This is a genomic window from Burkholderia sp. R-40, assembly GCF_049942845.1.
Lineage (GTDB): Bacteria > Pseudomonadota > Gammaproteobacteria > Burkholderiales > Burkholderiaceae > Burkholderia > Burkholderia ambifaria.
On sequence record NZ_CP187969.1, the window covers coordinates 395853 to 414893 of the forward strand.

Consider the following 19041-nt stretch of genomic DNA (forward strand, 5'->3'; position numbering starts at 1 on the left):
CCATGTCTTCCCTGCTCAGCACCTACGATCTGCGCGGCCTGCCGCTGCCCAACCGAGTCGTGATGGGGCCGATGACGCGCTCGCGCGCACCGTCGCGCGGCCAGCCGACCGCGCTCATGGCCGAGTATTACGCGCAGCGCGCGTCCGCCGGGCTGATCGTCACCGAGGCGACCAACGTCAGCCACACGTCCGCCGCGTTCGAACTGACGCCCGGGCTCGTCACCGACGAGCAGGCGGCCGGCTGGAAGCAGGTCACGGATGCGGTCCATGCGAACGGCGGCCGCATCTTCGCGCAGTTGTGGCACGGCGGCCGCGTCAGCTCGCTGACGCTGCTCGGCGGCGACGCGCCGCTGTCGCCGTCCGGCGTCAACGACGATCTCGAACAATTGCAGGTGTGGGCCCGGTTGCAGAACGGCTACTACACGAAGATTCACGCGACGCCATCGCGCGCGATGACGACGGACGAAGTCGCCGCAACGGTCGACGACTTCGGCCGCGCGGCCGCCCGCGCGATGGCGGCCGGCTTCGACGGCGTCGAGATTCACGCGGCCAACGGCTACCTGCCGCACCAGTTCCTGTCATCGACGCTGAACCGCCGCGACGACCGCTACGGCGGCTCGGTCGCGAACCGCGCGCGCTTTCTCGAGGAGATCGTCGACGCGGTCGGCGACGTGATGCCGCTCAGCCGCGTGGGCGTGCGCATCTCGCCGTACGCGCAATACAACAACGTGCGGGACGCGGATCCGGATGCGACGTACGCATACGTCGGCCGCATGCTCGACGAAGCGGGCGTCGCCTACCTGCACGCGGCCGATACCAACGGCTGGAGCGGCGAGCCCGACCTGCCGCGCATCATCGAGCACACGCGCAAGACCTTCAGCGGCACGCTGATCGTCAACGGCGGCATCACGCCGGACGCCGCGAATGCGCTGATCGATGCGGGCGACGCCGATCTCGTCGCGTTCGCGCGTGCGTACATCGCGAACCCGGATCTCGTCGAACGCATCGCCACGCATGCGCCGCTCGCGGTGCCGAAGTCGATCGGCTGGTACGGCGGCGAGCGCGCGGGATACGTCGACTATGCGCGGCACGACGCGGCGGCGCCGACCGCCTGAGCCGCGTCACACGGCAGCGCCATGACCGGCGGGCCACGCGGCCCGTCGCTTTGAAAAGGTTCCGTCAGGCATCCTTCCAGTGCGCACCCAGCACGCGCCCGCAGAAATTCGGCCGGTGAAAATCCGGATCGGCCCGCTCGAGCACGTCGGCGCTCCACGTGCCGAACGTCGATGCCGGCCGGTGCGCGACCCCGTGGGCGACCGCGTCGAGGAACGCGTCGCCGAACCCGTCGCCGCGCGGATAAGCGGCGAGCAGCGCGCGACGCTCGTCGGCCGAATACGCGTCGACGTCGGTGGCCATCAGGTCCGTCGATACCGCGCTCGACAGCGCGCGCGCCAGCGGCGACACGCGGGCGGCCACGCCGGGCGTCGTATGCAGCGCGATCGCGCGCCATACGTCGTCGCAGATGGGCTGCGGCGTGCGGTGCCGCGACAGGAACGCGTGCGCGGCATCGGCGCTGTCCAGCTCGTAACGCGCGCTCGAGCGGCAATACGCGGCACTGAGGCCCATGTTCGCGTACAGGGCGGCCACGTACAGCGCATCGGCATCGCACGTGTCGCCGGCGCGGCGCGCGGCGAGCGACGCGAGGACGAATACCCGGCAAGCGTGGTCGGTGATCACGCGCGGCAGCGACGCGCGCGCAGCCTCGGCGGCCTCGATCGCGATCGGCGTGCGCGGAATGCGAACGCCGGCGACTTCGTCATCCGCCGATGCGCACGTGTGCGCAGAATTCATGTCGTCTCCTTCTGCCCCGTGCCGGGGTCGAAAAATTGCTCGTTTTTCGCGGCGCGCGCGCCGATACCCGTCGCCTAAAACGCGGCGCCGAGGCAACCGAACGCGCTGCACGGCTCGGCGAGCTCCGTCGCGGCCGCATCCACGCGCTGCGCGAAACGACGCCCGTATTCGCGCGCGAACCCGGCATCGCGGCCGCCGTCGGCCGCGGCTCGCGGCTGCGCGGACGCGACCGGACGCCACCGGCCCATGCCGCCGAACTCGGCCACGGGCGACCACGCGGGGCTCACCGGCAGCGGCGGCGGCGCCAGCGGCGCGAATTCGTCATCCGCGTGCACGACCTTGCCGTCGACGATCGTCAGAACCGACGACAGGTGCTTGATGCGTGATTCGTCGATCGTGAAGTAGTCGTCCGTGAGCACCGCGAAATCCGCGTACCGGCCGGGCACCAGCGCGCCCTTGCGATCGTCTTCGTTCGAGAACCACGCGCTGCCGACCGTATAGCGGCGCAGCGCCTCCATTCGGCTGAGCCGATTGCGCTCCGGATAGAGCACGGTGCCGCCGACCGTGCGCCCGGACACCATCCAGTACAGCGACACGAACGGGTTGTAGCTCGCGATGCGCGTCGCATCGGAGCCGGCACCGACCGGCAGCCCGGCCGCCAGCATCGCGCGGATCGGCGGCGTGCGCGTGGCGGCTTGCGCGCCGTAGCGCGCAATGAAGTACTCGCCCTGGAACGCCATCCGGTGCTGCACCGTCACGCCACCGCCGAGCGCCGCGATGCGCGCGATGTTCGCATCCGAAATCGTCTCGCAATGATCGAAGAACCAGCGCAGGCCGTCGAACGGAACGTCGCGATTCACGGCTTCGAGCACGTTCAGGAAGCGGCCGATCGATTCGTCGTACGTCGCGTGGAGCCTGAACGGCCAGCGCTGGCCGACCAGCAGCCGCACCACCGCGGTCAGTTCCGCCTCGAGTTCGTCGGGCAGGTCCGGGCGCGGCTCGAGGAAATTGCCGAAATCGGCCGCGGAATACACCAGCAATTCGCCGACGCCGTTCAGCCGCAGGAACGCGTCGCCGTCGCCCGGCTTGGCCAGCGTCATCCAGCGCGCGCAGTCGTCGATTTCGCGCCCCGCATGCTGGACGAACAGGCTGTACGCGATGCGCACCGTCATTTCGCCGCGCTTCGCGAGCGCCATGAGTGCGGCGTAATCGTCCGGATAGGCCTGGAAATCGCCGCCGGCGTCGATCGCGCTGGTCACGCCGAGGCGGTTCAGCTCGCGCATGAAGTGCCGCATCGAATTCATCTGGTCGTCGAAGCCGAGCCTGGGGCCCTTCTCCAGCGCAGCATGCAGGACGGCCACGTCCGGGCGCGCGAGCAGCATGCCGGTCGGCCTGCCGGCGCGATCGCGCTGGATCTCGCCGCCGGGCGGATCGCACGTGTCGCGGCCATAGCCGATCGCGCGCAGCGCGGCCGCGTTCAGCAGCGCGCTGTCGCCCAGGTGCATCACGAACACCGGCGTGTCGGGCGCGATCGCGTTGAGCTCGGCCACCGTCGGCCCGCGCTTTTCGGCGAACTGGAATTCGGTCCAGCCGCCGACCACGCGCACCCATTGCGGCGCGGGCGTGCGCAGCACCTGGCGACGCAGCATGCGCAGCGCCTCGGCCAGCGTCGACACGCCGTCCCAGCGCAGTTCCAGGTTGAAGTTCAGGCCGCCGCGGATCACGTGCAGGTGCGAGTCGTTCAGCCCCGGGATCACGGTGCGGCCGTTCAGGTCGATATGAAGCGTGTCGCCGCGCGCGTGGCGCATGACCTCCGCTGCGCTGCCGGCCGCGAGAATCCGGCCGTCCTTCACCGCGAGCGCGGTCACGAACGACTGCCTGTCGTCCTGCGTCGCGATCTTGCCGTTGAATACGATGAGATCCGCCGATTCCGCGGATTGCGTCGCCTTAAGCACCGTCAGCCTCCCCGCTTGCGCCGCAGGCCGGCAACCGGCCGCACGCGGCATGCCGGCGGTTTGACGTTACAAGCACCATCCACCCTCCGTTGAATATTGATCGACCGGACGGCCGGCCGCGTTGCGCGGGTGCGTCCTGAGCGGGCCACGCGCGCCATCACGCGGCCGATTGCATCGCATCGAGGGTCTCGTGGCGGAGGTGCGCATGACCGGTCGGCCGCGCCGTCTCCGAGCGGATGAAGCTCTGCACCCGCGCCAGGCGCCGCACGTCGACCGCGCGCGATTGCGGGTCGAAATGCCCCGACAGGTTCGCCACCAGCGACGACGCCTGCCCGATACGCCCGCGCTCGATCAGATGATCGGCGAGATCGAGCGTGCCGCGCAGCGCCCACATGGCCGCACCTTGCCCGTCCGCCGCATGGATCGCCATCAGCAGATGCCGGTGCCCGTCCGCTTCGCAGGCGACCGCGCGCTCCGCGTCGGCGGTGCGGGCCTGTTCGAGCATCGCCAGACCTCGGGCACGCAGCAGCTCGGGCACGAACAGATGCTCGCCTTGCGCGCGGCAGCACGCGAGCGTCGCGTCGAGCTTCACGCGGGCTTCGGCCGCGCGGCCCGTGCGCGTGAGCCCTTCCGCATACGCGACCACCAGCGGCGCGAGCAGGCGCCGGAAGCCGCTCGCCTCGATGCGTCGCAGCGCGGGTTCGAGCCGCGCCAGCCCGGCGCCCGGATGGCCGGCCTGCATGTCGAACTGTCCCGCGAGACATTCCGCATGGTCGAGCCAGATATCGAAGCCGTTCGCCTCGGCGGCCGAGCGCAGCGTCGCGAGATAGTCGGAGATGATGTCGTGATCGCCATGGCGCAACGCGATCGGCACGGCCGCCGCGCCGAGCACGACGCACAACGCCAGCGCCGACCCGCTGCGGCGCGCGGATTCGACCGCCTGCGCGGCGAGCCGCATCGCATGGTCCACGTCGCCCTGCATCCAGACGAGCCGCGCCAGCACCGTGCGGCCAAGCGTCGCGACGTCGATGCCGAGCGCCGCTGCCGCGCAAGGCGGTTCACCGGCCACGGCCAGCTCGGCCGTGGCCGCCTCCAGCCGCTCGCGCGCCTGCGCATGCTCGCCGAAGTAATGCAGCGACGTCGCGACCATCGCGTTCGCCAGCAGCCGTTGCGGCCGGTCGCCGCGCCGCTCGGCCGCCCGCTCGAAGCGCATCGCATAGCGCAGCGATTCGTGAATGTCGCCGTGCGACAGCGTCGCGTTCCAGAGCCCGACCATCGCGCTGGCGTCGAATGCGTCGTCGCCGACCCGCCCGGCGAGGCCGAGCGTGCGCTCCCACATCGCGGCGGCCGTCTGCGTATCGCCGTCCGTATACAGCAGCGCCGACGCATAGGCCGCGCGCAACCGCATCTCGCTCGACGCGTCGACGGCCCCGAGCGCGCCGGCCTCGATCGCGTCGAGCGCGCGCCTCGCCGGGATCGAACAGTCGCGCATGCGCGCCGGCTCCCGCAATGCGAGCGCCAGCGCGTCGGCTTCCGCGACCGGCGGCTCGGCCGCCGCGGGTTCGCGCACGGCTTGCACGGGAGCCGGCATCCGGGCTTGCGCGTGCGCGTGTTCATGGCGCGCATGACGCTCGGCGATGCGTTCGAACTCGCCCTCGTTGTGCAGCTTCTCGAGCGCATACGCGCGCGTCGATTCGGTCAATCGGTAGCGCGCCTGCGCGCCGTTGAATTCGACGGTCACCAGCGACTTCGCGATCAGCTCGCCGAGCACGGCGATCATGTCGGCGGGCGACATGCCGGGATCCATCGCGACTTCGCGCGCCGCATCGAACGTGAACGGGCCGACGAAGCACGCCATCCGGCGAAACAGCGCACGCGCGGCCGCATCCAGCAGCACGTAGCTCCAGTCGAAGGTCGCGCGCAGTGTCTGATGGCGTGGCAACGCGGAGCGCAGGCCGCCGGTGAGCAGGTTCAGCCGGTCGTCGAGACGTGACGCAACGACCTCCAGCCCGAGCGTCGCGACGCGCGCGGCGGCGAGTTCGATCGCGAGCGGAAGCCCGTCGAGCCGCCGGCAGATATCGCCGATCAGCCTGACACCGGCCGCGTCGATCATGCAATCGGGCGTGGCCGCGCGAACCCGCGCCAGAAACAGCTCGACCGCCGAATGACGCGCGATCTCGTCGACCGTTGCAGCGCCGTCGGGCACCGCCAGCGGACTCACGCGGAACACGGTTTCGACCGAGATATGAAGCGGTTCGCGACTCGTCACAAGCACCCGCAGCGGCGCGGCGCGCGCCGTCAGCGACTCGACGAGGTCGGCCACCAGATCGACGACATGCTCCGCGTTGTCGAGCACGAGCAGGCTGCGCGACACGGCGAATGCGTCGCCGAGCCGGTCGACGGCCGGCACGCCACGCGTATCGAGCCCCAGTTCCGCGGCAATCGCGAGCAGCACGTCGTCGCGCGTCGTGGCTCGCGCCAGTTCGACGAACAGCGCGCGCTCGCCGGCCCGGCCGCGCCACGCGTGCGCGACGCGGTCGGCCAGACTCGTCTTGCCGATGCCGCCGGCGCCGACGAGCGTGACGACCGGCGCACGGTCGATCATGTCGACGATCTGCTCGAGCTCGGCGCGGCGGCCGACGAGCGGGGCCTGATGGACGGCTTCGGCGCCTGGCGCCGCGGCAGCCGCGTGCGGCGCCACCGCGTGCAGGAGCGGCGGATTCGCGACCAGCAGGTAGCCGCGGCCCGGGACGGTCTTGATCAGGTCGCGGCTCGCGCCGAGCGCCTTGCGCAACGCCGCGACATGAACCTGCAGCCGGTTTTCCTCGACGATCAGGCCGGGCCAGACGGCATCCATGATGTCGTCCTTCGACACGACGGAACCGTTGGCGCGATGCAGTACTTCAAGTATGTCGAGCGCGCGCGCGCCAATACGCAGCGCCGCGCCGTGACGCCGAATGTCCCGCTGCTCGAAATCCACCGATAAAGCCCCGATCTGGATCATGGCCGCCTCCAGGTTCCCCACGATGACCGCCATGTGAACGGAGCAGGTCACGGGGGCGGGAGTCCGCACCCGGCCTGCCGTTCAGGGCGGGTTCAAAGTCTCGAAAATGTCGGGCCGAGTGTATACGCGGATTTCGTAAAAATCTTGAAGGAAAATGCGCTGATACGGCGCGCCGGCGGCCGCAGCCCGGCGGGAATGCGGATCCGGCGATATCATTCGCCCCAGCGTGTTCGCGTGCTGGTCAGGCCCCGGCACCGCCCGAAACTGTCCGCGACAAGCATTTCGTCAAGCAGCGGACATTTGTTCAAGTTATCTTTTGCCTATCGGGCCCGCTGTATGTACCGGACGCCACGATGCTCGCCCGCCGTCCGACTCCGAAGGAATTTTCGCCATGCCAGATCCCCTCACTGCGCCCGCCGCGGCCCCCCCGAAAGACACGCTCGGCTGCATCGCGAACCTGCTGTCCAAGGATATTGAAAGGTCCGCGGGCGGCCTGACGCTCCACCGCAAATGCATGCGCGACGAACAGTTCGAGCGCATCGAGATGGCGGCCAGCGATCGCGGCTTCCTGATCGGCGTATCGCTGAACGCCGGCCACCGGCGCACGATCTACCGCGGGTCCGGCAAATCGGAGCGGCGGTTTCAGCACAACTCCATCTACATTCGCGACTTTTCGCGGAATTTCCGCGCCGACCTCTACGGCCAGTTCGATTTCGTCCTCGTCGAGCTGTCGCATCGCTATCTCGGCGACCTCGGCCGCGAGCACGACGGCCTGGAAATCGGCGGCCTGAGTTGCGCGCCCGACGTGCAGGACGCGGTGCTGGGCCACCTCGCGCAAGCGGTCGCCAACAGCCTCGACGGGTCCGGCGCGCTGAACGCGTTGTTCGTCGAACAGATGGGGCTCGCGATCGGCACGCATCTGGCCTGCCGTTACGGCAATGCGCGCGCGCGCGACCTGGAGCGCAAGGGCACGCTGTCGCCGGTCAAGGTCGCGCTCGCTAAGGAGCTGCTGATGGAGAAGGCGGACCTCGGCGTGTCGATCGAGGAAGTCGCCAACGAATGCGATCTGTCGCGCGGCTACTTCATCCGCGCGTTCTCGCGCGCGACCGGACGCACGCCGCATCAATGGCTGCTCGAACAGCGCGTGGTCCGCGCGCGCCAACTGATCGAGACGACCGACATGACGCTCGCGGAAATCGCGGCCGCCTGCGGCTTCTCGGACCAGAGCCATCTGAACCGCCTGTTCGCCCGCATCGTCGGCCATCCTCCCGGCGCGTGGCGGCGCGGCATGGCGCGTTGAGCTGCCCCGTTCACGCCGGGCACAGGCTTGCGACGGCCACCGGCCATGCCGGGCGCGATGAACGATTTTTTCCCGCGGCGGAACCTGCGTTATTAGCGTGATCAGACGCTATTGCAGCGGCGTCTCGTCGTAGTTCACCGGCACCCAGTCGTACCGCTCGCCGTCTTTTCGCAAATGCCCGAGCCCGGGAAACGCGATGTGCGCGGCACCGACCAGATACCGCTTGCCCGCCACGCGCGCGAGCGTGTCGCGCCGCGTGCGGCGAGCCGCATCGGCATCGGTGTCGTACTGGACGGTGGCGCCGGTGTCCTGCAACTGGATCGCCGCGACGTGGACGATGTCGCCCCACGCGAGCAACCCGGCGTTGCCGCTCTCGATCAGATAGGCCGTATGGCCCGGCGTGTGGCCCGGCATCGGCACCGCGCGAATGCCGGGCGCGAGCGTCGCTTCGCCGCGAAACGTGCTGAAGCGCCCGGCCGCGACGTAAGGCGCGACGGATGCGGCCGCCGCATCGAAAAACGACGCGAGGAACGCCGGCGCCTGCGCCTTGCCGTCCGGATCGAGCCAGTATTTCGCGTCGATCTCGTTCACGCGGACGGTCGCATTTGGGAAGGTCATCCTGCCGTTCGAAACCAGCCCGCCGACATGATCCTTGTGCAGATGCGTGAGCAGCACTTCGTCGATCTGCCCGGGCTCATAGCCGGCCGCGCGCAGGTTGGCGAGCAGCTTGCCGCAGCAGTCGCCGTAGAGCACGCCGGCGCCGGTGTCGACGAGGATCCGCTTCGATCCGGTGTCGATCAGGAACGCGTTGATCGACCCTTGAACCGGCGGCTCGAGAAATTCGCGATCGAGATCGCGCCGGATGGCCTCCTTCGACACGTCGCGAAACACCGTATCGATCGGAAACGGATGCGTCCCATCCGACAACGCGACGATCTGCAGGCTGCCGAGCTGCTGCCGATAGAATCCGGGCGGCTGGCGCCCGCCGCCAGGCTCGTCCGCGAACGCGGCCGACGCGACGATGCCGAGGCACCCCGCGACGAGCAGCATGCGGCCCGCGCGCGCCGCGCGTGTACACCAGTTCAAGTTCTTCTTCATGTGCGATCCAAGGTTTGCATATGGACGTTATGCCGTGACGCCGAGCTTAACCGTCAGGACCGGGAATAATCCTGCGCGCCGCATGAATCGTTCTGAACGCGAGACCCGGTGCGATCCACGGCCACCGGCCGGCGATAGAATGCGGACGGCATGCAACGCATCGTCGCGACAGCGACACGCACCCCGACGACGACATGGACAAATTCTCCGCGCTGCGCGCATTCGTTGAAGTAGCAGAAGCCGGCGGCTTCTCCAGCGCAGGGCGCCGCCTCGATCTCGCCGCTTCGTCGGTGGTGCGCGCGGTGGACGCGCTCGAGGCATCGCTCGGCACCGTGCTGTTGAACCGCACCACGCGACAGGTCACGTTGTCCGATGCGGGCGCCGTCTACTATGCGCGGGCGAAGCAGCTGCTCGAGGCGCTCGCGGAAGCCGATGCACTCGTCGCCGATCGCGGCGACGAACCGTCCGGACCGCTGCGGGTGTCCGTGCCGGTCGCGTACGGCATGCATCGCATCGCACCGCACGTCGGCGCATTCCTCGCGCGCTATCCGAGGCTCGATCTCGATCTGCAACTCACCGACGCACGCGTCGATCTCGTCACCAGCCGGATCGACGTCGCGATCCGGCTCGGCGAAGCCGCGCCGTCCGCGGAGGTCGTCGCGCGGCAGCTCGGCACGTTCCGGCGGTATGTCGTGGCGAGCCCCGACTATCTCGATGCGCACGGCACGCCATCGATGCCGGGTGAGCTGGTCGATCATGGATGCCTGCGCTTTCACTTCGGTGGCGATCAGCAAGCGTGGTCGTTCGTCGATGCGCACGGCGCGACGAAGGTGCTCGTCACGGGGCGACTGAAATCGAACCACAGCGAAGTGTTGCGCGCCGCCGCGCTCGATGGCGGCGGCATCGCGCTGCTGCCCGACTGGCTGGTCGATGCCGACGTCCGGGCCGGCCGCCTGCGCAGGCTGTTCGAACAGTACGACGTCGTGCCCGACGCGGCACGCTCGATCGTCACCGCGCTCTACCTGCCGAATCAGCGGGGCTCGAAGCGCGTCACCGCGTTCATCGATTTTGTCGAGGCGCAGGCTCGCACGCCGTGCTGAATCGCACGGCATGCGGTGTTACCAGCCGAACTTCGCCTCCATGCCGACATAGTCGGCATTGCGCGCGCCGAGCGCGCGAATCGAATCGGCGACCTGGAAGTGCACGGCTTCGACGGCAAGCGCCACGTTTGCATTGACGAGCCAGTCCACGCGGGCCTGCGCATACATGCCGGTCCACGCACTGCCCTTGCCGGCCGTGCCGGGCACCGCCGACATCCCTTGCCCGTAGATCGCATCGGCCGTCGTCGCGCGCCACTGGAAGCCGACCGCGGTCATGACCGTCACGTTGCTGGCCGGCTTGAACGTCAGCGACGGCTTCACGTGAATCAGGTTGCTGTAGCCGGTGTAGCCGGCAAGCGTGAAGTAATAGCCGTTCGGGAACAGCGGGTTGAAGGTGCCCATGCGCCCGTCGCCCGGATGCCGGTCGCCCGATGCGCCGTCGAACTGAATGCCGATGCGCGGCGTGCCGGCCGTTTTCGCGAACGTATAGCCGGCCAGCGTGCCGAATGCCCACGCGCCGATCGTGTCCGGTCCGATGTGCCCGGTCTGGAGCATCGCCTCGGCGTCCCAGTCGAATTGCCCCGATTTGCCCGCGTAGCGCATGTCGAACACGTCGCGCCGTTCGGTGCCGGCGCCGGCGAGATAGCGCGCATTGTCGCGCGTATAGCGCGACCAGTACGCCGACAGGTCGCCGGGACCGGTGCCGCTGCGCTCGACGCGCACGCCGTCGAATCTCAGGTGCCGGTTTGAGACGTCGTCGAACACCGCGTCGTTGCGGTATTGCACCGGGCGCGTCACGTAGCCGATCAGCCGCCATTTACCGATTTCGTAATTGGCCCACAGCGCGTCGAACGCCTGACGCACGTTGGGACCGTCGCGCACCGACACGAACCGCTGCAAGTCGAATGCCATCTCCTGCCGGCCGATGCGGGTCTTGAAGGTGCCGCCGCCCAACTGATCGACATACGCGACGAACGCCTGTTCGATGTCGAGCTGATCGCGATCGACCACCCCGACCGTATCCTTGCCGAACGGCCGGGAATCGACGAGCTGGAAGAACGCCTGGAAATGCCCGGCATAGCGCAGATCCGCGTGTACGTTCGCACGCTGGATCACGTAATTGTCGTCATGCGCGGCGCCCAGCCCGAACAGCGGCGCGTTGTTCAGCTCGAAGCGCTCACGCAGGTTCGCGCCGAGCGACAGGTAGGTCGACGGATCGCCGCCGAGCGGGATGTACTTCAACGCGTCGAGCGGCTTGCGCGGCACGCACGGGTTCGCGAGCACCGACCAGTCTTCCTGCCAGCGGTTGAACAGCACCGTGGGCCGCTTCGCGGTGCACGACGTGCCGGCGGCTGCGGCTGCGGCTGCGGCCGCGGCCGCGGCCGTGGCGGGGGCCGGGTCAGATGATGCGTCGGCACCGGCCGCCGTCCCGGCGTACGTCGCGGCGCCCGCCGCCAGCATGGCGGTCGGCAGGACGCCCCGCCACGCACGTTGCGTCGACCGATGTCCCATTACTTCGACCGCGCGTGGATCTCGGCGACATAGCCGCCGGGGAACTGCACGAGCGCCGCGTCGCGGCCGTCCGACGCAAACGTCGGCACGAGCACCGTCACGCCGGCCGCTTGCGCCTGCTTCAGCGTGGCGGCGAGATCGGTCACTTCGTAGCCCGTCATCTCGCGGCCGAACGGGTAAGGCAGGCGGCCATCCGTCGCGAGCACCGTCATCTTGCCGAAGCCCGATTCGATGCGGATGCGGCGGTACGTATCGTTCGGCCGGCCGATCTCGACGCCCGGCGCGTGGCGCACGTCCGACACGACCTTGCCGCGCGAGAACGCGACGAAATCGCGCACCAGCTTGTTCGCGCTTTCCGGCGACACGTACACGCGGTTTTCCGGCACCGTCTGCAGCGCATCGTAGTGCGGCGCTTCGGTATGCCAGTACAGTTGCATGTTCACGCCGCCCGGCCAGCGGATGATCGCATCGCGGCCGATCGGGTCCGGGAACGTGTCGACGATCACGTCCGCGCCGTGCGCGCGTGCCGACTTCACCGCGACGTCCATGTCGGTGACGAGATAACCGGTGCGTTCCTCGCAGAACGGATACGGAATCGGCGTCTTGAAGCCGAACACCGACACCGTGCCGACCGGCGTGAGCACGAGCTGCGACATCGTCTGGCTCGGCGTCGGCGTGACCTGGAACACTCCCTGCTTCGACTTCTTGCCGCCGAACGTCGCGACGAAGCTGTCGGTAAAGCGGTCGAAATCTTCCGGCGCGACGCATACGTGCGTCGTATCGTATTGCGGGCCGACCGTGACGGCCGGTACACGCCCGGATGCGGACTCGACCAGACGGGTCGTATCGGCGTGGGCCGGCGCGTTCGCCAGCAATGCGCCGAATACGGCCGTCGTCAGCAATACCTGTCGCAACTTCAGTGCAATCATCGAGTTCTCCTTGAGCTTGCCGACAGGCATGCTGCCCGTGTGGCGATTCGAAACAGACTAGTGAAGGCGGGCCTGAATGTCATGGCGGCGTCCTGAATTGTTCTGAATAGGCCGCGCGGGCCTTACAACTTCCTCCTAACGCCCGCCGTCACGCCGGAACCGGCAAACCCAGCCGCCAGCTCAGATTCCCGCGCGCGCGCGCCTCGCAGCGCGTGTAGAAGAAATCGGTCAGATAGATGCGCGGGCGTTCGAGCAGCCCGCGCAGAATGGCACGTTCAAGACGGTCGTAAGCGCGGTCGTCGAGATCCGGGCGCTCGGCCCGCAGGCGCCGCCCGTCTTCGCGAAACCGGCTGCGAGACGCACCGAGCACGGCCAGGTCGATGTCGCACACGAAACGGGTATCCGGTTCCGCGGCGAGGCCCGCGTGGGTGGTCGCGCGAATCATCGCGCAGACAAGGTCGCACGCGCGGATGCGTCCATCCGCCTGGCGCCGGAACCAGTCGGCGCTACGCTGCTCGTTATCCTGCGCGCCGGGGACGAAGATCACGTCATGAAACCACAGCGCGAGCTCGACGGCGTCCGGTTCGGGAATCGCGCCGCGCGCGAGGTCGAGATGACGCAAGCAGCGCCGTACATGCAACAGCGTATGGTAATGGCGCGCCGGCTCCGCATAGCACCGCGCCAGCATGCGATAGACATCCTCGGCACGTGCGCCGCCGCAGCATGACCACAACGCAACGAATCGCGCCTGCGTCCGGTTCACGTTCGCTCCTTGGCGCGGGGCGCCCGCGCACGATCGCCCCAGGCCGACATTAGCGCGATGCGCTCAGAAAAATTCCCTGCGAATGTCGATGCTGGACCGCTGCCCGATGTTGCCGTAATGATGCGCGAGCCACGCGTCCGCTTCGCGCCGCCCGTGGTCCCGCAATTCGCTCAGGAATCCCCAATCCGCGTTGTACTTGCTCGATACGCTCAATGCGCTCAGCGCGTCGTCCGCGCGAATCGAATGGATCAGCATTTCCTTCATGTCGCCGCGCTTGACCGTGCCGTCCCGGATCAGGTCGGTGACGAACGCGATGGCGCGCATCTCGCGCATCAGCGACGAATTGAAACTGATCTCGCTGATACGGTTGAGAATTTCGGCAGCCGTGACGGGGACACCGCGGCGCACGAGCGGATTGATGTGCACGATCACGACGTCGCGCGTCGCGCAGTTGTAGATCAGCGGATAGATGGCCGGATTGCCCATGTAGCCACCGTCCCAGTAGTACTCGCCATCGATCGACACCGCCTGGAACAGGGTCGGCACGCATGCCGATGCAAGCACCGCGTCGGCACTGACATCCTCGCCCGTGAAGATGCGTATCTTCCCGGTCTCGACGTTGGTGGCGCTCAGGTACAACCGGATCGGACAGTGCTTGCGCAGCGCGTCGAAGTCGACCCGGCGCTCGAGCACCTCGCGCAGCGGATTCAGGTTGTTCGGATTGAACTGATAGGGCGAGAAAATGCGCAGCATCATGTCGGCGAACGCATAAATCGGCGAATGATCGAGTCCGAAGCTGTGCGTGCCCTTCAGCCAGGGCGCCCAGCGCAGCGGGTTGTAGTGCTCCGCCGATTTCGCGACGGCCTCCCAGAAGTCGTGCAGCGCTTCACGCGCACCGTCCTCGCCGCCCTGCAGCAGCCCGTACGCGAGTACCGTGGCGTTCATCGCGCCGGCGCTGGTGGCGCTCACGCCCTCGATGTCGAGCCTGCCGTCTTCGATCAGCCGGTCGAGCACGCCCCAGGTGAAGGCGCCGTGCATCCCGCCGCCCTGCAACGCCAGCGCGACCGGTTTGCGCGGGACATCGCGGTGACGTCTTGTATGCGTGATTGTCATGCCCGTCTCCTCAAGCAGCGGCGGGGCGCGCGCGGCACGCGGTCACACGATGCGTCGTCGTGCGCCGCGGGCCCGTTCATCCCGCGCGCACGCCCAATGCATCCAGCAGCGTTTTGGCCTCTCGCAGGTCGCTCGTGTCGAAGCCTTCCGTGAACCACGCATACACCTCGGACAGCGCTTGCGTTGCCTCCACGATCTTTCCCTGTCGTTGCAACAGCCTGGCGAGGTCGGACGCCGCCCGCAGTTCCAGCGCTCTCGCACCCTGCTGGCGCGCTCGCGCGATCGCCTTGTGAAGGCAATCGATGGCTTCGTCGTCGCGTTCGGGCGCCGCGCCTTCGTTGCCCGCGCCGTCAGCCAGATAGATTCCGGTGAGCCGGTACACCTCGGCCTCGTAGCAATGCTCGCCGGATTGCTCGACGATCGCCCTGGCCTCTTCGAGCATGCTCAGTGCCGAGCGCTTGTCGCCCGCGCGCCAGTAACTGTCGGCGAGCAATGCGAGCGAATAAGGACGCTGATCTTCGCCGCCGGCTGCCCGCTGCGCGTCGAGGCCCAGCCGCATCTGCGCGATGCCGTCCGCGATGTTTCCCTGCGCGCTCATCGCCCAGCCTCGCAGCACCGTTCCCCATGCGAGCCAGTACGGCAAGCCGTGCTCGGTCGATACGGCGATGACCGCGTCCGCGCGCTCGGCGGCAAGCAGCGGCTCGCGCCGCAGTTGGTGCAAGTGCGCGGTGTAGGTCAGGCTGAACGCGAGGGAAGGCCCGTAAGAAAGGCTCCGCGCGAGCGCCAGTGCTTCGACGCTGCAGTCGAGCGCCTGGTCGGGATACCCCTGAATCCACAGGGTCAGCACGAGGAAGCTGAGCGCCCGGATGCCGGGATCCACGCCGTGCGCGAACACGTGCGCCTGATGCTGCTCCGGGTCGTAGATCGCCCGGGCCTGCTCCAGATGCGTGCGAGCCGCAGCGAATTCGCCCTGCAGAAAGAAGCACGACCCCAGTGCGCTATGTGCCTCGATGAGGAAGCCCGGATCGTTCGCGTCCCGGGCCGTATCGAGCATCTGCTTGCCCAGCTCGGTCGCAAGCGCATACTCGCCGCGCACCACGTGATGCATCCGCAATCCCAGTTGCGTCGCGAAGCGCGGCGATGCCTCGCCGCTCCGCTCGCACAGCTCGAGCGCACGCGTATAGACAGCGCCCACCTCGGTTGCGCCATACCCGCGCACGTCCATCAGGACCGGCCCGAGCGAAAGCAGCAGTGTGAGCTCCCAATGCGCACGCACGGGTGTGTCGGGTAAGCCCTTCAGCAACGCCAGCGCCGCGCCGAGGTGATTCATCGCATCGTGATGCGCGGCGTGGCGCAACGCCTGCTGGGCCGCACGATGCAGGTATTCGACCGCCTTCGGAATGTTGCCGCTCTGGCTGTAGTGGTGCGCAAGCTCGCTGCAGTAATCGGCGATGCGCGTCGGAAACAGCATCTCGATCGCCTGCGCGGTGCGCTCGTGCAGCGTGGTCCGCCGCTCCGTGAGCAACGAGCGCCCGGCCACTTCCTGGGTCAGCGCGTGCTTGAACGAATAATTGACTTCGGGGAAGGCGGGACGCTCGTAGATGAACTCCGCCGCTTCCAGATGCGCGAGCAGGCGCCGCAGTTCGTCGTCCCGTGCCGGCGCCTCGCCGCAAATTCGCCGGATCAGGCTGAACGGAAACTCGTGGCCGATCACGGCGAGCGCCTGCAGCAGTTCCTTTTCGTCGAGCGGCAGCCGGTCGATCCGCGCAGCCAGCACGCCCTGCACGGTGGTCGGTATGTGCAGCGTCGCCGGTGTCTCATCGATCCGATAATGCCCGGCCTCGCCGAGCAGCGACTTCTCTTCGACGAGCGTCTGGACCACTTCCTCCATGAAGAACGGGTTGCCCTCCGTCTTCTCCAGAATGAGCTGCTTCAGCGGCACGAGCGAGCGATCCTCGCCGAGCAGCGCCGTGAGCAATCCCTGCGCATCCGACGGGCCCAGCGGTTCGAGCCGCAGCGTGCTCCAGTGCGCCGCTCCCGCCCACGCGGGCCGATACTCGGGCCGGTAGTTCACCAGCAGCAGGATGCGTGCGTCGGGCACGTGGTCGATCAGGTACGTGAGGAAGGCTTCCGTTTCGCGGTCGAGCCATTGCAGATCCTCGAACAGCAGATGGAGCGGCTGATTCCGGCTCTCGCGCACGAGCAGCTGCCTGATCGCGTCGAAGGTGCGCTCGCGCCGGATCTGAGGATCCATCTCGGCGAGCACCGGGCTGCCTTCGCCGATGCCCAGCAGATAGAGGACGTACGGCACGAGGTCCTCGAAACTGCGCTCGAGCGTGAGCGCCTTGCCGATCACCTTTTCCCGGCAGCGCCGCTCGTCGTCCTGGGTCGTGATCTGGAAATAATTCTTCAGGAGTTCGATGAGCGGCAGATTGGGAAACGCCTTGCCGTGCGATACCGAGAACGTCTCCAGCACCAGCGCGCCACGCCGCGAACGCTCCTTGAACTCATGGAACAGACGCGACTTGCCGACGCCGGCTTCCCCCACCACGCCGACCACGCGTCCGTGCCCGGCCCGCATGGTGTCCAGCGCGCGGTTCAGGTGCTCCATTTCCGTTTCGCGGCCGACGAAGCGCGCGAGGCCGCGGTGCGCCGCCAGTTGCAGGCGCGTGCGCAACGCGCCCAGGCCGAGCACCTCGTACACGCACAGCGGCGCGGGAATGCCCTTCAGTTGCGTCGCGCCCAGCGCCTTGAATTCGAAATAGCCCTCGGCCAGCTTGTGGGTCGACTCGCTGACGAGAATCGACGTCGGCGCCGCGATGCCCTCGATCCGCGACGCGATGTGGATCGTATGCCCGAGCGGATCGTACTCGGTGTGCAAGTCGTCGGTGCGGATCGAACGAACGACGACCTCGCCCGTGTGAACGCCGACGCGAATCTGCAGAGGAATGCCTTCCTGCAGACGAATGCGATCGCCATGCTGGCGCATCGCCTGCTGCATGCGCAACGCGGCGAAGAGCGCGCGCTGCGCGTGGTCTTCGTGGGCGATCGGTGCGCCGAACAGCGCGAGGATGCCGTCGCCGAGCGATTTTGCTACGTACCCTTCATAGTAATGGACCGCCTCCATCATCAGCTCGACCACGGGCACGATCAGGCGATGCGCCACTTCGGGATCGAGATCGTGGATCAGCGCGGTCGATCCGGCCATGTCGGCAAACAGCGCGGTCACGGTCTTGCGCTCGCCGGCGGGCTCGCCGCGCGCTTCCATCGCCGCGTGCTCGGCGCGGATCCGCTCGGCAAGATGATCGGGCGTGTAATGAACGGGAGTCGGCGGGAGTTCGCCGGCCGATGGCCGGGAAGGCGGCGGCGCCGCGGCGGTCGTCTCGAGCGACGCTCCGCAATTGCTGCAGAAGCGGGCCGCGGGGTCGGCGTCATGTCCGCATTGCGGGCACGTGCGGGACAGCACGGCCTGACATTCCTGGCAGAACTTCGCACCGGGAGGATTCTCGGACCCGCATAGTGTGCAGCGCATAAAACCCTCTCTTCCTGCCAAGGGTCGACCTCAAAACATTATGCGCCACTCTCCGCGGGTATTCAGGGCCAACCGGCACCAGTTAACCCTACATCTTCCCCGCCAGATGAAAGCGCGACGCCGGATGCCACAGCCTCACCGACGTGGCGACCTGCTCGCCGACCCACGTGCGGCGCCGCAATAGCAGACACGGTTCGCCGATCTCCATGACGAGATGCCGACGCACCTGCGCATTCGGCTTCTCCGCGTAGATCCGGAACTCCGCGCGCTGGATCGGCGCGAGCCGCACCATGTAGTGATTCGGCGTCTCGAGCGTGAAATCCTGCTCCAGGTAGTCCGGAAACAAGGCCGGGTTCACGTAGCGATCCTCGAACTGGATCGGCTCGTCCTCCTCGTAATGCACGATGCGCGAATGAAACACGGGCCCCGTGCGAAGCGCCAGCGCCTCGATCGCTTCCGGCTCGACGCTGCGCTCGAGCAGCAACACGCGCGCGCTGTGCCGATGGCCGCGTTCGGCAATCTCGTCCGCGATATTGCGGATCTCCAGCACCGTCGATTCGTAATGCCGGCGCTCGACGAACGTGCCGGCGCCCTGGATGCGCGTCAGCACGCGCTCGGTGGTCAGCTCGCGCAGCGCGCGCGACACCGTCATCCGTGCGACGCCGAACTCCTTGACCAGCTCGGCCTCGGTCGGAATCGCGCCGCCTGGTTTCCAGTCGCCCTTCGCGATCCGCTCGACGACGTAGCGCTTGATCTGCTGGTACGCCGGCAGCGCGCGTGCCGGCACGTCGTCGCCCGACGTGCCGGCCCGACGCGCCGGTGTGTATCGTTCCGTTTCGTTCATGCGCCCTCGACCGATTGAAGGTTGGATGCCCCGCCGCCCG

Annotated in this window: 13 protein-coding genes; 3 read left to right on the forward strand and 10 right to left on the reverse strand. The window is 68.0% G+C overall.

What is annotated here, in order from left to right:
* Positions 1-2 precede the first annotated feature (2 nt).
* Positions 3-1115, forward strand: a complete 1113-nt coding sequence (locus ACP26O_RS30575; protein ID WP_175664569.1) for an alkene reductase — start codon at positions 3-5, stop codon at positions 1113-1115.
* Positions 1116-1179: 64 nt separating this feature from the next.
* Here ACP26O_RS30575 and ACP26O_RS30580 read toward each other — a convergent pair whose 3' ends face one another.
* The 3 genes from ACP26O_RS30580 to ACP26O_RS30590 all read right to left on the reverse strand — a co-directional run bounded on the left by ACP26O_RS30580 (position 1180) and on the right by ACP26O_RS30590 (position 6810).
* The gene (locus tag ACP26O_RS30580) at positions 1180-1851 is read right to left on the reverse strand and encodes a phosphohydrolase (protein WP_175664568.1); all 672 of its coding nucleotides are present in this window, start codon (positions 1849-1851) and stop codon (positions 1180-1182) included.
* Between the two features lie 74 nt (positions 1852-1925).
* The gene (locus ACP26O_RS30585) at positions 1926-3806 is read right to left on the reverse strand and encodes an amidohydrolase (RefSeq protein WP_175664567.1); all 1881 of its coding nucleotides are present in this window, start codon (positions 3804-3806) and stop codon (positions 1926-1928) included.
* A gap of 157 nt (positions 3807-3963) precedes the next feature.
* A complete protein-coding gene (locus ACP26O_RS30590) occupies positions 3964-6810 on the reverse strand; it encodes an ATP-binding protein (protein WP_175664566.1) in 2847 nt (948 codons plus the stop codon).
* A gap of 391 nt (positions 6811-7201) precedes the next feature.
* Between ACP26O_RS30590 and ACP26O_RS30595 the strand changes: the two genes are divergently transcribed.
* Complete coding sequence (locus ACP26O_RS30595) at positions 7202-8110, forward strand: AraC family transcriptional regulator (RefSeq protein ID WP_175664565.1); 909 nt, start codon at positions 7202-7204, stop codon at positions 8108-8110.
* Positions 8111-8218: 108 nt separating this feature from the next.
* Here the strand turns inward: ACP26O_RS30595 and ACP26O_RS30600 are convergent, their stop codons facing one another.
* On the reverse strand, positions 8219-9160 hold the full coding sequence (locus ACP26O_RS30600) for an MBL fold metallo-hydrolase (protein ID WP_175664781.1): 942 nt from the start codon (positions 9158-9160) through the stop codon (positions 8219-8221).
* 242 nt (positions 9161-9402) lie between these two features.
* Between ACP26O_RS30600 and ACP26O_RS30605 the strand changes: the two genes are divergently transcribed.
* Positions 9403-10308: a LysR family transcriptional regulator gene (locus tag ACP26O_RS30605; RefSeq protein ID WP_105830922.1), complete on the forward strand. Its 906-nt coding sequence runs from the start codon at positions 9403-9405 to the stop codon at positions 10306-10308.
* An 18-nt stretch (positions 10309-10326) separates the two neighbouring features.
* Here ACP26O_RS30605 and ACP26O_RS30610 read toward each other — a convergent pair whose 3' ends face one another.
* From ACP26O_RS30610 to hutC, 6 genes are all read right to left on the reverse strand, one after another.
* A complete protein-coding gene (locus ACP26O_RS30610) occupies positions 10327-11820 on the reverse strand; it encodes an alginate export family protein (protein WP_175701353.1) in 1494 nt (497 codons plus the stop codon).
* Complete coding sequence (locus ACP26O_RS30615; RefSeq protein ID WP_012371999.1) at positions 11820-12749, reverse strand: hypothetical protein; 930 nt, start codon at positions 12747-12749, stop codon at positions 11820-11822. The genes ACP26O_RS30610 and ACP26O_RS30615 overlap by 1 nt, the downstream gene beginning before the upstream one ends.
* Positions 12750-12897: 148 nt before the next feature.
* Entirely contained in the window at positions 12898-13437 is a 540-nt protein-coding gene (locus ACP26O_RS30620) for an HD domain-containing protein (protein ID WP_175664780.1), read from the reverse strand.
* Between the two features lie 138 nt (positions 13438-13575).
* On the reverse strand, positions 13576-14625 hold the full coding sequence (locus ACP26O_RS30625; RefSeq protein WP_175664563.1) for a patatin-like phospholipase family protein: 1050 nt from the start codon (positions 14623-14625) through the stop codon (positions 13576-13578).
* A 76-nt stretch (positions 14626-14701) separates the two neighbouring features.
* A complete protein-coding gene (locus ACP26O_RS30630) occupies positions 14702-18157 on the reverse strand; it encodes an adenylate/guanylate cyclase domain-containing protein (RefSeq protein WP_175664562.1) in 3456 nt (1151 codons plus the stop codon).
* An 88-nt stretch (positions 18158-18245) separates the two neighbouring features.
* On the reverse strand, positions 18246-19001 hold the full coding sequence (gene hutC, locus ACP26O_RS30635) for a histidine utilization repressor (RefSeq protein WP_011660728.1): 756 nt from the start codon (positions 18999-19001) through the stop codon (positions 18246-18248).
* Positions 19002-19041: the final 40 nt, after the last annotated feature.

Excerpts from the sequence above, each read along its gene's own strand:
- ACP26O_RS30575 (WP_175664569.1), top strand. The coding sequence starts at position 3 with ATGTCTTCCCTGCTCAGCACCTACGATCTGCGCGGCCTGCCGCTGCCC.
- ACP26O_RS30580 (WP_175664568.1), bottom strand. The coding sequence starts at position 1,851 with ATGAATTCTGCGCACACGTGCGCATCGGCGGATGACGAAGTCGCCGGC.
- ACP26O_RS30590 (WP_175664566.1), bottom strand. The coding sequence starts at position 6,810 with ATGATCCAGATCGGGGCTTTATCGGTGGATTTCGAGCAGCGGGACATT.
- ACP26O_RS30595 (WP_175664565.1), top strand. The coding sequence starts at position 7,202 with ATGCCAGATCCCCTCACTGCGCCCGCCGCGGCCCCCCCGAAAGACACG.
- ACP26O_RS30600 (WP_175664781.1), bottom strand. The coding sequence starts at position 9,160 with ATGCTGCTCGTCGCGGGGTGCCTCGGCATCGTCGCGTCGGCCGCGTTC.
- ACP26O_RS30605 (WP_105830922.1), top strand. The coding sequence starts at position 9,403 with ATGGACAAATTCTCCGCGCTGCGCGCATTCGTTGAAGTAGCAGAAGCC.
- ACP26O_RS30610 (WP_175701353.1), bottom strand. The coding sequence starts at position 11,820 with ATGGGACATCGGTCGACGCAACGTGCGTGGCGGGGCGTCCTGCCGACC.
- ACP26O_RS30615 (WP_012371999.1), bottom strand. The coding sequence starts at position 12,749 with ATGATTGCACTGAAGTTGCGACAGGTATTGCTGACGACGGCCGTATTC.
- ACP26O_RS30620 (WP_175664780.1), bottom strand. The coding sequence starts at position 13,437 with ATGCTGGCGCGGTGCTATGCGGAGCCGGCGCGCCATTACCATACGCTG.
- ACP26O_RS30625 (WP_175664563.1), bottom strand. The coding sequence starts at position 14,625 with ATGACAATCACGCATACAAGACGTCACCGCGATGTCCCGCGCAAACCG.
- ACP26O_RS30630 (WP_175664562.1), bottom strand. The coding sequence starts at position 18,157 with ATGCGCTGCACACTATGCGGGTCCGAGAATCCTCCCGGTGCGAAGTTC.
- hutC (WP_011660728.1), bottom strand. The coding sequence starts at position 19,001 with ATGAACGAAACGGAACGATACACACCGGCGCGTCGGGCCGGCACGTCG.